Annotated in this window: 11 protein-coding genes; 1 reads left to right on the top strand and 10 read right to left on the bottom strand. The window is 63.1% G+C overall.

The window, feature by feature from the left end; all coding sequences use genetic code 11:
- Positions 1–95: 95 nt before the first annotated feature.
- From zomB to glf, 5 genes are read right to left on the bottom strand one after another with little or no spacing between them, the layout of a single operon-like run.
- Positions 96–2,015, bottom strand: a complete 1,920-nt coding sequence (gene zomB / locus GJB56_RS23425) for a flagellar motor control protein ZomB (protein ID WP_029254208.1) — start codon at positions 2,013–2,015, stop codon at positions 96–98.
- A complete protein-coding gene (locus GJB56_RS23420) occupies positions 1,993–2,898 on the bottom strand; it encodes a decaprenyl-phosphate phosphoribosyltransferase (protein ID WP_003943808.1) in 906 nt (301 codons plus the stop codon). The genes zomB and GJB56_RS23420 overlap by 23 nt, the downstream gene beginning before the upstream one ends.
- Positions 2,895–3,428, bottom strand: coding sequence for a phosphatase PAP2 family protein (locus GJB56_RS23415; protein WP_003943893.1), 534 nt, complete (start codon positions 3,426–3,428; stop codon positions 2,895–2,897). Before GJB56_RS23415 ends, GJB56_RS23420 begins: the two co-directional genes overlap by 4 nt.
- The gene (locus tag GJB56_RS23410; RefSeq protein ID WP_113683447.1) at positions 3,409–5,322 is read right to left on the bottom strand and encodes a glycosyltransferase; all 1,914 of its coding nucleotides are present in this window, start codon (positions 5,320–5,322) and stop codon (positions 3,409–3,411) included. Before GJB56_RS23410 ends, GJB56_RS23415 begins: the two co-directional genes overlap by 20 nt.
- On the bottom strand, positions 5,319–6,533 hold the full coding sequence (glf, locus tag GJB56_RS23405; protein WP_097388267.1) for a UDP-galactopyranose mutase: 1,215 nt from the start codon (positions 6,531–6,533) through the stop codon (positions 5,319–5,321). Before glf ends, GJB56_RS23410 begins: the two co-directional genes overlap by 4 nt.
- Positions 6,534–6,738: 205 nt before the next feature.
- Here glf and GJB56_RS23400 point away from each other — a divergent pair, with 205 nt between their 5' ends.
- Positions 6,739–7,659, top strand: a complete 921-nt coding sequence (locus GJB56_RS23400; RefSeq protein ID WP_113683446.1) for a VOC family protein — start codon at positions 6,739–6,741, stop codon at positions 7,657–7,659.
- Here the strand turns inward: GJB56_RS23400 and GJB56_RS23395 are convergent.
- The 5 genes from GJB56_RS23395 to GJB56_RS23375 all read right to left on the bottom strand — a co-directional run bounded on the left by GJB56_RS23395 (position 7,625) and on the right by GJB56_RS23375 (position 12,986).
- Positions 7,625–8,095, bottom strand: coding sequence for a MarR family winged helix-turn-helix transcriptional regulator (locus GJB56_RS23395; RefSeq protein WP_021342452.1), 471 nt, complete (start codon positions 8,093–8,095; stop codon positions 7,625–7,627). The two genes, GJB56_RS23400 and GJB56_RS23395, sit on opposite strands and share 35 nt — an antisense overlap.
- Positions 8,096–8,104: 9 nt before the next feature.
- Positions 8,105–9,028, bottom strand: coding sequence for an MBL fold metallo-hydrolase (locus GJB56_RS23390; protein WP_113683445.1), 924 nt, complete (start codon positions 9,026–9,028; stop codon positions 8,105–8,107).
- Between the two features lie 110 nt (positions 9,029–9,138).
- Positions 9,139–10,290, bottom strand: coding sequence for an acyl-CoA dehydrogenase family protein (locus GJB56_RS23385; protein WP_007731824.1), 1,152 nt, complete (start codon positions 10,288–10,290; stop codon positions 9,139–9,141).
- A 2-nt stretch (positions 10,291–10,292) separates the two neighbouring features.
- The gene (locus tag GJB56_RS23380) at positions 10,293–11,474 is read right to left on the bottom strand and encodes a thiolase family protein (RefSeq protein WP_007731825.1); all 1,182 of its coding nucleotides are present in this window, start codon (positions 11,472–11,474) and stop codon (positions 10,293–10,295) included.
- A gap of 90 nt (positions 11,475–11,564) precedes the next feature.
- The gene (locus GJB56_RS23375) at positions 11,565–12,986 is read right to left on the bottom strand and encodes an amino acid permease (RefSeq protein WP_019746401.1); all 1,422 of its coding nucleotides are present in this window, start codon (positions 12,984–12,986) and stop codon (positions 11,565–11,567) included.
- Positions 12,987–13,059 lie beyond the last annotated feature (73 nt).

Raw genomic sequence — 13,059 nt, 5'->3', positions numbered from 1 at the left:
TTAGGTGAATCGTCTTCGAGTACATCGTGGCCAATCGATTCGGTGTTACTGAATCGAAATATTCAAACCTTCAACCGTCGGTGATGCTGATCACATCACTTCGGCGGCTCCGGCGGAACGAGCCCGCAGCGTTCCAATTCGTAGGCCGGAACCCGGTCGAATCGGTACTTCGCGAAGTCGAAAGCCTGCTGGAAGTTCTGTTTGAATCTGGCCCAGGTCAGCTCGGAGCGGTACGACGTGAGCAACTCCTGCGTTTCCGGGCACGTGATCGCCAGCTTCGCGTCGGCAACCCAGTCCTCGTCGAGGAAGAACGGCAGCCACGGGCGAACGTCGATCATTCCGGTATCCGCGACCACCCAGTCCGGATATAGATTCTTGTCGTGCCCGATCCGGCCGTCTTCGAGGCGCTCGGTGTGTGCTGCCAGGGGGTACGCCAGCCCCATCTGATCGAGCACCCGAACGTCGAGGCCCACGTTCATGCTCGTCATTCCGAGGTTGAGGAAGAAGACGACGTGCTCGGCAGGCTCCTCGAGCGGCCCTGGCGGTGGGACGACGAACCAGGAGTCGTAACTCGCCGACGGCAACAGCAGCCCACCCTCCGGAGTCCGCGCGATGGTCTCCACCATGGCACGCATTCGCGGATAGTCGAGGTAGTCCTCGGCAAGAATCGGGTGCTTGTGACCGGTGTTGAGTGCATAGAACGCACGCTCGTCGACGATTCCCGAGCGACCCACCACGGAGCCTTCCGGCATGCCCGTCGTGTTTGCAGCGAAGAAGGCCCAGATGATCGTGCCGATCCACAGCACCGCCGAGACTCCGAAGATCGCGGTGTCGCGGTTACTTCCGAACGCTGCCCGCGCCGGAACCCGCAACGGAATAACCGCGACCGGGATGAGCAGGCAGAACAACACCGGCAACAGGACGCGGCCGTGCATGAAGTCGCCGCCGACGCGTAGCGAATAGATCCCGAGGATCAGCCCGCTGCCGAGGATGAACGTGACGACGGCCCGCGGCGTGCGCAGAAACTGCTGAAAGCGCTGCCACAGCGAGCGTGCGGGTTGATCGGTGGCGGTAGCAGGTGCGTCCGCTCGGCTTCGCCACACGAGCAGCAGCGCGCCGATGAGCAGGAACAGCAGCGGCAGCCAGAGCAAGTACGGCCCGACGAGGTTCCACAGGTACGCAAAACCCTGCGCCCACTTCGCGCCACCGGCGTCCTTCGACACCGCGGTGTTCGGGTACGGCAGGGCGTAATAGCCCATTCGCCAGATCTGATAGCCCACCGGCACAAGTCCGGCGACGACCACGATCAGTGCACGAATCTTCCAGGTCAGACCTGCGGAGAGAACGATCATCATCAACGCGGCAGCACCGGGAATTGCCATCTCGGGTCGAACCAATGGTCCGAGGCCTGCCACGAACGAGAGAGTCAGGATCGACGCCGTGGACGGCGTCGACGCCTGCGCCCACCGAACGAGCAGTAGCCACAGGAGCGCGATCCAGAAGATCACCAAGCAAGTCTCGAGCCCGGAAGTGGCGAAATCTCGCGCAGGCGGAACCGCGATGTAGACGAGAACACCTGCCGGTACCAGCAGGATCGTTCCGCCCGCCGACGGCCGAACGCCGCGGTACAGACGACCGGTGCCGAGCATCGCCAGCACGACGGCAGCAGTCGATAGCACGAGCGCGATCGTCAGAACGACGTATTCGAGGCGGATCTGCGTGAGCCAGCTGAACGCGTAGACGATGTACGTCCACGCGGTACTCGTGTTCGCCTCGACACGCTCACCCGCATTGAAGACCGGGCCGTTCCCCGCGAGCAGGTTGCGGACGGTTCGCAAGACGATGAGTCCGTCGTCGGCGATCCAGCGACGCTCCCACGCCCCCCAGAACATGAGGGCAGCAGCAAGCACCACCCCGCCGAGAAAAACTCCTCGACTGAGGGTGGTGCGGTTCGCCGCAGTGTCGACGTGCGGGTCGGCCTCGGTGCGTGGCTCAGACGAGGTAGACAGCGACACCCACTACTCCGATCCACGCAATCGCGAGGAGTTGCAGCACCCGGTCACCGAGCGCGATCTCCTCAGGCTCTCCGGCTTCGCCGCCGTCGACGTCCACCGCGTATCGCAGCACCGCGATGGTGAAAGGCACCATCGAGATGGCATACCAGTTAGTGCCCTTGATGGCGTCCTGTTGGAACGCCCACAGTCCGTAGCAGAGGACCAGCGTCGTCGCTGCCATCGTCCACACGAAACGCAGGTACGTCATCGTGTAGCTCTCGAGGGACTTACGGATCTTCGCGCCGGTCTTCTCGGCCAACTGCAGTTCGGCGTAGCGCTTGCCTGCCGCCATGAAGAGTGAACCGAACGCCATCATCAGCAGGAACCACTGCGAGAGATCGATCTCGGCGGCAACGCCACCGGCGATCGCTCGAAGCAGGAAGCCGGACGAGACGATGCAGATGTCGATGACGGCCTGATGCTTGAGGCCGAAGCAGTAGGCGAGCTGGATGACGATGTACACGCCCATGACCACGGCGAGTTGCCAGTTGGCCAGGAAGGACAGCCCGATCGCACCGGCAAGCAGCACGACTGCCATGCCGTAGGCGATGTTGACAGGTAGAACTCCGGCCGCGATGGGACGGAATCGCTTCGTGGGGTGAGCACGGTCGGCTTCGACGTCCATCGCGTCGTTGACGAGGTAGATGCCCGATGCCGCCATGCAGAACACGACGAACGCCAGCGCGACGGGCAGGAGCACGTCGGCTTCGGTGGCGGTTCCGGCCGCGATGGGCGCTGCCAGCACAAGGACGTTCTTGACCCACTGACGTGGGCGAAGCGCCTTGACGATGCCGGCGGGCAGGGACTTCGGGGGTCCGCTGACCGTAGCCGGTTCCTCGCTCATTTATCTCCACATTTCTGTTCGGCTCTGGCTTCTTCGACCCGGCGAACTACCGCCGCGGATGCGGCTCCCAGTGCCGCTCCGGCGAGTACGTCGGTCGGGTAGTGAACTCCCAGGACCAGACGCGAGAGCATCATCGGGGGCACCAGCAACGCCGGTAAGGGTAGCCCGGTGAGTCGACCGATCAGCACAGCCGCCGCCGTCGTCGACGTCGCGTGTGACGACGGGAAGCTGAGCTTGCTCGGTGTCGAGACGTTGACCTGCACCGAAGGGTCGGAAGGTCGCTTGCGCCTGACGACTCGTTTGATCACCACGGAGGCGGCGTGTGCACCGAATGCTCCGACGGCTGCTCCGGCCCATTCACGTCGACGCGGCTTGTCCACGGCAGCTCCGACGGCAGCGATCGCTATCCACCCGAGGGAGTGCTCACCGAAGTGAGACATACCGCGGGCGACCTTGACGGCTCCCGGCAGCTGCCCGACGGTCGATTGAATACCGGCCAGAATCTGTACTTCAGGAGATGCCGAAGACACGTTCCCACCTTTCCGTGCTGGTCAGTGAAGGAACGGCGTCCTGGTACTGCTTCTTGAGCTCGGGGAAACGCGCGGCGAGTTCGCGGCGCAACCGTGTGGCTTCCTTGAGCAGTTCGAGTGCAAGCTTGGGGTTTCGCTTGCGGTAGACGACGCCGCGACCGTCAGCGGTGGTGACCGTGACGCCGTCGACCTGTGAGAGCAGGAACCAACGGGCGTCGATGGTCGGCACGTTGAGCTGAGGGCGCTCGAGGTGTTCCGGCTTGGCCGGCTTCACGTTGTGCACTCCGGCCTTGAGGACCCGGGTGATCTTCGCGACGGTCGACAACGGCAGGCTCACGTCCCCGACATCGGCACCCGAGGGCAGCGGAAGCGCAGTCGACGAAGGCAGTACGACGGCATCGGAGAATTCCTTGCGCTGGGCGTGGACCTCACCGAGTGCTGTCGGCAGCATGTTCGCGACGTGCTCGGGTCCGGCAAGGAAGTCTGCGATTGCCTTGTTCTGGATCGCGACGGTGGAGTACTCGAGGCACAGCAGGTGCTTGAGCGTTGCCTTCACCGTGTTGACCACGAGGCCACGGCCGTTGCCCGGCATGTGGAGCGCTGCCACCACCAAGCGGTTACGGAGGTGGAAGTACGCCTGCCAGTCGATGGCGTCGTCCTTGTCGCTCCACGCCATGTGCCAGATCGCGGCACCCGGAAGCGTGACGGTCGGGTATCCGGCTTTCTTTGCGCGCAAACCGTATTCGCAGTCGTCCCACTTGATGAAGAGCGGTAGCGGCTGCTTGATTTCTTCGGCGACCTGGCGCGGGATCATGCACATCCACCAGCCGTTGAAGTCGACGTCGATGCGGCGGTGCAGGAGTTTCGACTCGCGCAGCGGCTTCTTCGAGAAGTCGTGGTCGTATTCGACGTTCGGTGCCGCGGTCCACATGAAGATGCCGCGGTTGACCACTTCACCCATCACGTGGAGGTGGCTTCGTTCCTGCAGGTTGAGCATCTGCCCACCCACCAGCATCGGCGACTTCGCGAAACGTGAGAACGAAAGCGCACGCAGAATCGAGTCGGGTTCGATCTCGATGTCGTCGTCCATGAACAGGATGTGCTGGCACTGCGTCGTCTTGAGCGCCTCGTACATGATTCGGCTGTATCCGCCCGAACCACCGAGGTTGCCCTGATCGTGAATGGCGAGCCGATCACCGAGCGCTGCAGCAGCTTCGGCAAATCCGGGTTCGTCGCGCACCTTGCGCGTGCCCTGATCCGGCATGATGACGGCCTTGATCACGTCCGACACCAGGGGATCGGAAGCAAGTGCAGCGAGAGCCTTGACCGCGTCGGTCGGACGGTTGAACGTCGGAATACCAACGGCAACAGTCGCTTCGCCGGGAGCCTCGACGGGCGCGTACCAGCCACCACTCTCGACGACGACGGCCGTATCAGTGGTGATGTCGAACCAGATCCAGCCACCGTCCTCGAACGGCGCCAGTTCCACCTCGAACTCGACCGCGGCATCGCCGTCGGCAAATTCCTTACCTTCCACGTGAATTCGCGAGGAGTCCGCCTTGGAACGGTAGACATCCACGCGGCCGTGTCCGGACAGTTCGAGTCGAAGGACCACCGATTTCAGGATGGACCAGCGCCGCCAGTAGCTGGCGGGGAACGCGTTGAAGTAGGTCGCGAACGAGACCTCGGTCTCGGCGCCGAGCGCTACCGACGTGCGCGAGGTCGAGTGCGCCCGTCGACTGTTGGACCAGGACTCTTCCAAGTACAACGTGCGGACGTCGAGCGGCTCACCGGCACGGGGCAGGATGATCCGCTGGAGCAGGGACTTGCCGAGGTAGGTCACCTCGTCGCCGCTGACGGCTTCTTCGCCTTCGAGTAGATGACGTGCGTTCATTCGCTCTCCCCTGCCAATTCCGCACCCGTTTCGAGATGCGGGCGCAGGGTGTTCTCGAACATCGTCAGTGCGCTGGCGATCGCCATGTGCATGTCCAGGTACTGGTAGGTGCCGAGACGCCCACCGAAGAGGACCTTGTTCTCCGCGGTCTCCTTCTTGGCGCGTGAGCGGTACGCGGAGAGCTTCTCGCGATCCTCGGGAGTGTTGATCGGGTAGTACGGCTCGTCCTTCGCCTCCGCAGCACGTGAGAACTCACGCATGATGACGGTCTTGTCGGTCGGGTACTCGCGCTCCGGGTGGAAGTGACGGAACTCGTGGATGCGGGTGAACGGGACGTCCGCGTCGTTGTAGTTCATGACGGGGGTGCCCTGGAAGTCTCCGGTGGGCAGAACCTCGGTCTCGAAGTCGAGGGTGCGCCATCCGAGCGAACCTTCGGAGTAGTCGAAGTAGCGGTCGAGCGGGCCCGTGTAGATGACGGGTGCCTCGGGGCTGGCGGTGCGCAGTTCGTCGCGGACGTCGAAGTAATCGGTGTCGAGGCGGACCTCGATCTTCGGATCCTTTGCCATGTTCTCGAGCCACGCCGTGTAGCCGTCGACGGGCAGGCCCTCGTACGTGTCGTTGAAGTAGCGGTTGTCGAAGTTGTAGCGGACCGGCAGGCGGCTGATGTTCGCCGCGGGCAGCTCGGTGGGGTCGGTCTGCCACTGCTTTGCCGTGTAGTCACGCACAAATGCTTCGTAGAGCGGGCGTCCGATCAGGGAGATCGCCTTCTCTTCGAGGTTGGAGGCATCCTTCGAATCGATCTCGCTGGACTGCTCGGCGATGAGGGCCCGTGCCTCTTCGGGAGTGAAGTACCGACCGAAGAACTGCGACACGAGGCCGAGGCCCATCGGGAACTGGTACGCCTGTCCCTTGTGCAGCGCGAAGACGCGGTGCTGGTAGTTCGTGAACTCCGTGAACTGGGTGACGTAGTCCCAGACCTTCTTGTTGGAGGTGTGGAACAGGTGGGCACCGTACTTGTGGACCTCGATGCCGGTCTCCGGCTCTGCCTCCGAGTATGCGTTCCCCCCCAGGTGGTGACGGCGGTCCAACACCAGCACGCGCTTACCCAGCTGGGTAGCGGCACGCTCGGCGATGGTCAGCCCGAAGAATCCCGAACCGACGACGATCAGGTCGTACTGGGCACGGGCGGTCTCTGAATTTGCAGCGGTCACGATGAACCAGGGTATCGGACCTGTTCGGACGCCGAGGGTTGGATGCGTCACCAGGGACTATGGCCCTTGTTTCCTGATTTCAGCATCCCTGGCGGCTACTACTCATGAATTACTTGGCAATACCAACGATTGTCTTGCCAATCATTGGTAACACTGCTTATATTTTGGGAACAGTGACCATCAAGTGCATTCGAGGGAGATCATCGTGATTCAGGAACTGTCGTATATCGGAGTCGCGTCACCCAGGGCTGAGGACTGGAGAAAGTACGGAACGGGACTTCTGGGCGCGAAACTGTCACCAGACGGACCGGATGGCGCAATCCGGCTCGCAGTAGACGACGTCAACTATCGAATTGCCGTCCACCCCGGCAAGGTAGACGAATTCCTTTACGCCGGCTGGGCAATGGCCAATGAATCCGATCTTCACTCGTTTGCCGCACACCTCGACCGGAGCGGCATCACGCTGCACGACGGCAATCCCGACCTGCTCGCCGAGCGGCAAGTCGCCGAACTCGTGTGGTTCACCGACCCATGGGGAACTCGACACGAAATCTCGTGGGGAAAGGCATCGACGCCACTGTCGTTCACACCGGGTCGTGTCATGCGCGGTGGATTCGTGACCGGAGATCAAGGCCTGGGCCACATCGTTTTACAGGTGCCGAATATCGAGGAAGCCAACAAGTTTTACGTGGATGTGCTGGGTTTCCGACTCTCGGACCGGATCACCAACGACCAATTCACCGTGCGCTTCTATCACGTCAACGGGCGTCATCATTCACTTGCGCTGGCCGAATATCCCGGCCACGTCGGCTTCAACCACCTCATGCTCGAAGTCGAATGCATGGACGATCTCGGACGCCTGATCGATCTTCTCGACAGCCACGACACCGAGGTCATGCAAACGCTGGGGCGCCACACCAATGACCTGATGACGTCGATCTACATCGGCAGCCCGTCCGGTCTGCAGATCGAGTACGGGTTCGGTGGTCTCACCGTCGACGATCTGAGTTGGGTGGCAAGAACTTACAACCAACCGAGTTACTGGGGCCACAAGCGTCCAGCCGAGATGAGCAAAAGAGTACCCGGAATCATCAGGCCTCTGACGGCCGCGCCGTCGGCCCCGTGAGCTTGGCGGATACGACCGTCAATGTCTCACGTTCCTGATCGGTCAACGACTCGAAGACCTCTTGCTCGACGGCGTCGAGGGCCGCATCGCCCTCGATCAACTTCGCTACTCCGGAGTCCGTGATCGATACGACCTGCCTACGCCGATCAGATTGATCGCGTTCGCGCACAACGTATCCCGACTCCTGCAGACTGTCGAGATAGGCAACGATGTCACCGGGGTCGACCACCACTCGGGAAGCAAGCTCCTTTTGATGGCATGGGCCGAGTTCATCGAGTGTGCTGAGAATGGCGTGATGATTGGGCAGCAGTCCGACGCGAGACAAAGCCTCCGCGTACGACTGCCTCACGCGGAGTGCGGCTTTGACCAAGCCGTATCCGATCCGACTCGAAAGCGGCCTGCCGGAGAGCGATGGCGTCGATTCGGTCGCAGGCATTGGCCTATTCTATGCAGGCCTCGCAACATATATCGAAGGTGCCATCGGGCGATCGTCCTCGTTTAACCGAACCGTGATCGGTTCGTCGACGGGGAAGTGTGCGGGAAGTAGAAGCAGTCCCTCCGACGCGCAGCGTTCGAGAAGTTCGCGGCGGGTGACCCTGGCGATCTCGGGATCCGCGTCGCCGCCCTGGCTGAGGTCCGGGTACAGAAGTTGGATCGGATGGTGGATCACGTCGCCGGCGATGACGGCGCCGCCGTCGGCGGTGCGGATCTCGATCACGACGTGGCCCGGCGTGTGGCCGGGCGCGCTGCGCACGACGACGCGTGTGCCTTCGGACTCGGCCAGGACGTGGCCGTCGTCGACCGCCTCCCACTTCGCCCCGTCCAGAACGGGACGGACGCTGTCCTCGAAGGTCTGCGCCAGATCCGAGACCACTCCTTCGTGTGGACCGTCGGCGGCGAGTTGTTCGAGCGCGGCCAGTTCGGTGCGGTCGAAAATGTAGGTCGCGCGGGGAAAGGTGGGCCGCCAGGTTTCGGCCTCGAGGTTGGTGTTCCAACCACAATGATCGGGGTGCAGATGTGTGCTGACCACCAGATCGACGTCGCCCACGTCGACGCCGGTGTCGGCGAAGCGCGAGAGGTAGTCGGTACCGAACATGTGGTGCGGCAGGAGGTTCGGCCGGTGCTTGCTGTTCCCGTTGCCGGTGTCGACGACGATGACCTTGCTCCCGATTTCCACCAGGTAGGTGTGGATGGCAAGTACGAGGTCACCGCTACCCGCGTCGAAGAACTCCGGTGTCAGCCGCGCCGACGCGTCCTCGATCTCCGCATCACCCGCGTGCGGAAAAAGCTCTCGCGGCGGGAACGGCCAGTGCGCCAGCTCCGTCAGTTGAGTGACGCGCGCCGATCCGACGTCGATGGTGAAGCTCATCAGTGATTGCCTTCCGAACAGCTCGATACCGCTTGTAGGCACACACAAAGGCACCCACCGAAATGCTCGGTGGGTGCCTGGTCGGTGTCAATGGTTTTCGACGCCGGTGATCAAAGACTCTTCGCGATGATGCCCTTCATCACTTCGTTGGCGCCGGCGTAGATCTTCTGGACGCGGGAGTCCTCGTACATGCGCGCGATCGGGTATTCACGCATGTAGCCGTATCCGCCGTAGAGCTGCACGCACCGGTCGACGACGGCGCACTGCTGTTCGGTGAGCCAGTACTTGACCATCGCGGCGTCTGCGCCGTCCAGCTCGCCATTGAGGTGATCCTCGATGCAGTTGTCGAGGAAGACACGGCAGGTGCGTGCGATCGTCTGGCACTCGGCCAGCTCGAAGGCGGTGTTCTGGAACTCGAAGAGGCTGTGCCCGAACGCTTGACGCGCCTTGGTGTACGCGACGGTCTCCTCGACGGCACGCTCGATGGTGCCGATGGCCTGCGCGCCGATGATGAGACGCTCCTGCACCAGCTGCGCCATCAACTGACCGAAACCGAGCCCCTCGGACTCGCCGAGGAGGTTCGAGACGGGAACGCGAACATCGGTGAAGGACAGCTCCGACGTATCGGCGCCGTGCTGACCGACTTTGTCGAGGACGCGGCCGACCGCAAAGCCTTCGCAGTCACGCAGATCCACGATCAGGAGCGAGACACCCTTGGCGCCCGCCTTGGGATCGGTCTTGACGGCGAGCACGATCATGTCTGCGCTGCCACCGTTGGTGATGAAGGTCTTCGACCCGTTCACGACGTAGTGGTCACCGTCGCGGATCGCGGACGTGGTGATGGCCTTGAGGTCGGAACCTGTTCCCGGCTCGGTCATTCCGATGGCGCCGAGGATCTCGCCCGTCGCCATGCCTGGCAGCCAGGCCTTCTTCTGCTCTTCGCTTCCGTACTCGAGCACGTAGTGGGCGACGATGCCACTGTGTACGGAGTTCCCGAGTGCATAGTCCCCGCAGTAGCCCTGCGCCTCGAAGACTGCAAGATCGTGCGCGAAAGTTCCACCGCCCCCGCCGTATTCCTCGGGAATCGAGCAGCACAGCAGGCCGAGCTTGCCGGCTTCGAGCCACACGGACCGGTCGACGCGATGCTGAGCGTCCCACTGCTCACGCTTGGCGATCAGTTCACGATCGAAGAAACCACGGGCCAGTTCGGCTACTGCGGTGATCTCGTCGTCATGCCACGACGGCTTGCGCTTGGTCGCCATGATCAGACCCGCTTCAGCAGGGCAGCGAGTGCCTGACCGCCGCCGATGCACATGGTGACGATGCCGAATTCGAGGTCGCGACGGACCATGTCGCGGGCGGCGCGCAGGGTCAGGATGGCTCCGGTGGCGCCGACCGGGTGTCCGAGGGCGATTGCTCCGCCGTACGGGTTGGTCTTCTCCGGATCCAGGCCACTGTCACGGATGACGGCGATGGCCTGCGAAGCAAAGGCCTCGTTGACCTCGGCGGTGCCGATGTCGGACGGCTTCAATCCTGTTTGCGCAAAAAGCTTTTCGAGAGCGAGCACGGGAGCGTAGCCCATCAGGCCGGGCTCCATGGCTGCCGTCGTGACGGTTTCGAGCGTGACGAGTCCGGTGAGGCCGCGCTTGGCTGCCTCGGTTCCTGTAGCGAGGACGAGGGCGCCGGCGCCGTCGTTGATGCCCGACGCGTTACCGGCGGTGACGGATCCGCCCTCTTCGAATGCGGGGCGCAGCTTGGCGAGGGTTTCGACAGTGGTTCCGGGCTTGGGGTGCTCGTCTTCGGTGACGGTGACGGAGCGCCGACCACCGGTCTCGACGGGAGTGATCTCCTCGGCGAATGCTGCCTTGGCTGCGTCGGTAGCAGCGCGGCGCTGAGATTCCACGGCGAACTCGTCCTGCTGCTCGCGGCTGACGCCGTACTTGCGGGCGACGGCTTCGGCGGTGCGGCCCATATGAGCCTTGCTGAACGGGTCGGTGAGCATGGCGACGGTGCCGTCGACGAGGCTGCGATCGCCGAGCTTGTAGCCCGAGCGGGCGGCGAAGTCGTAGAACGGCATGCGTGACATGCTCTCGTCGCCGCCGGCGAGGGTGATGGCAGCTGCGCCCCAGCGCATCTGCATCGCCGCCGACCACACGGCCTGCAGGCCGCTGCCACAGAGGCGGTTGACGGTGTAGGCGGGAACGTTCTCGGGCAGTCCGGCGGCGATACCCACGCGGCGTGCGTTGTAGGCGTCTGGGCCGACCTGGCCGATGCAGCCCATGACGACCTCGTCGATGTCTTCGGGTGCAACGCCGGCGCGGCTCAGCGCAGCCTTGGCTGCTGCGGCACCCAGCTCGTGTGCGGGTACGTCCTTGAAGACGCCGCCGAAGCTACCGACGGGGGTCCTGGCCCCGTCGACGATGACGATCGGTTCGGGTGTGGTCATGATTGTCCCCATCTGCTGTGCTCACGTCGATTTCTCTGTCCGTGGCCGATACTAGGACATCTAAGTATCTCGCAGATGGGGACGTTAGTGTCAGGGTGTGGGAGCGCTCTCGGACACGGGTACAACCTCGGCGTCGGCGCCTTCGGCGTCCTCGGTCTCTTTGTGGTTCCGGTATCGGTAGAGCCCGATGCCCACGAGGATCGCTGCGAGCCCCAGGGACACGATCATCTGACTGCGCGTCGAGTCCAGGGTGAGCATGCCGATGCAGAGCGCGATGATGGCGGCGATCGTCGCGTAGGTCAGGTACGGGAAGAACCACATCTTGAGTTCCAGCTCCTGGCCCGAAGCTTCGAGCTTGCGGCGGGTGCGCAGCTGAGACACCGAGATGACGAGCCAGACGAACAGCGCGATCGCTCCGGAGGAGTTGACCAGGAACAGGAAGACCTTGTCCGGGGAGAGGTAGTTCATGCCGACGGTCAGGAAGCCGACGATCGTCGAGACCAGGACAGCGCGCATCGGGACGCCGGTCTTCTCGATACGTGAGAGCGACTTGGGGGCGTCGCCGCGGCCGGCGAGAGAGAAGATCATGCGGCTCGCGGTGTAGAGACCGGAGTTGAGGCAGGACAGAACCGACGTGAGGACGACGACGTCCATGATGTTGCCCGCGGCCGGAATGCCGTAGGAGTCCATGACGGCGACGTACGGGCTGAGCGCGACCGATGCGCTGTCCCAGGGAAGCAGAGTGACGACCACCGCGATCGAGCCGATGTAGAAGATGAGAATTCGCCAGACGACGGACTTGACGGCAGCGCGAACAGCTTCGAGCGGGTTGGCCGATTCACCGGCGGCGATGGTGGCGATTTCGGCGCCGAAGAACGAGAACACGACCACAAGGACTGCGGCGAGCATGGCTCCTGTTCCGTTCGGCAGGAAACCGCCGTGACCGGTCAGGTTGGTCATTCCCGGTGCTTCGACGCCGGGCATCCATCCGCAGATCGCCACGATGCCCATGCCGAGGAACGCGATGATGGCGACGACCTTGATGGAAGCGAACCAGAACTCGAACTCGCCGAACGACTTGACCGAGATGATGTTGGTCAGCGTCAGCACGATCATCAGAATCAGAGCCCAGGTCCACTGGGGAACGCCGGGAACCCAACGATTCATGATGAGGGCACCGGCGGTGGCCTCGATGCCGAGCACGATGATCCAAAACCACGCGTACAGCCAGCCGATCGAGAAGCCCGCCCAGCGGCCGATGGCCTTGTCGGCGTACGACGAGAACGAGCCGGTTTCCGGCGACGCTGCCGACATCTCGCCGAGCATGCGCATCACGAGGATGACGACTACGCCGGCCAACGCGTAGGAAACCAGGACACCCGGTCCCGTCTCCTGGATCGCCACACCGGAGCCGACGAACAGTCCGGCGCCGATGACGCCCGCGATCGCAATCATCGACAGATGCCGCTTCTTCAGCGTGTGCTGAAGTGCCGGCTGGTCTGTACTGGACATCAGTACTCCTTGTGGGCTGTTCGGGACGTGGATCTCGGTGACGCTCTTCTGGAGCGCATTTTCGATAGCGCCA

It is taken from the genome of Rhodococcus sp. AQ5-07 (assembly GCF_009707305.1).
Lineage (GTDB): Bacteria > Actinomycetota > Actinomycetes > Mycobacteriales > Mycobacteriaceae > Rhodococcus_F > Rhodococcus_F erythropolis.
Note: the sequence above shows the minus strand (reverse complement) of the source record. Positions and strands in the feature narration are given on the sequence as shown.

Bases quoted from the DNA above. Each gene is read 5' to 3' on its own strand.
- GJB56_RS23420 (WP_003943808.1), bottom strand. From the start codon at position 2,898: ATGAGCGAGGAACCGGCTACGGTCAGCGGACCCCCGAAGTCCCTGCCC.
- GJB56_RS23410 (WP_113683447.1), bottom strand. From the start codon at position 5,322: ATGAACGCACGTCATCTACTCGAAGGCGAAGAAGCCGTCAGCGGCGAC.
- GJB56_RS23395 (WP_021342452.1), bottom strand. From the start codon at position 8,095: ATGCCTGCGACCGAATCGACGCCATCGCTCTCCGGCAGGCCGCTTTCG.
- GJB56_RS23390 (WP_113683445.1), bottom strand. From the start codon at position 9,028: ATGAGCTTCACCATCGACGTCGGATCGGCGCGCGTCACTCAACTGACG.
- GJB56_RS23385 (WP_007731824.1), bottom strand. From the start codon at position 10,290: ATGGCGACCAAGCGCAAGCCGTCGTGGCATGACGACGAGATCACCGCA.
- GJB56_RS23380 (WP_007731825.1), bottom strand. From the start codon at position 11,474: ATGACCACACCCGAACCGATCGTCATCGTCGACGGGGCCAGGACCCCC.
- GJB56_RS23375 (WP_019746401.1), bottom strand. From the start codon at position 12,986: ATGTCCAGTACAGACCAGCCGGCACTTCAGCACACGCTGAAGAAGCGG.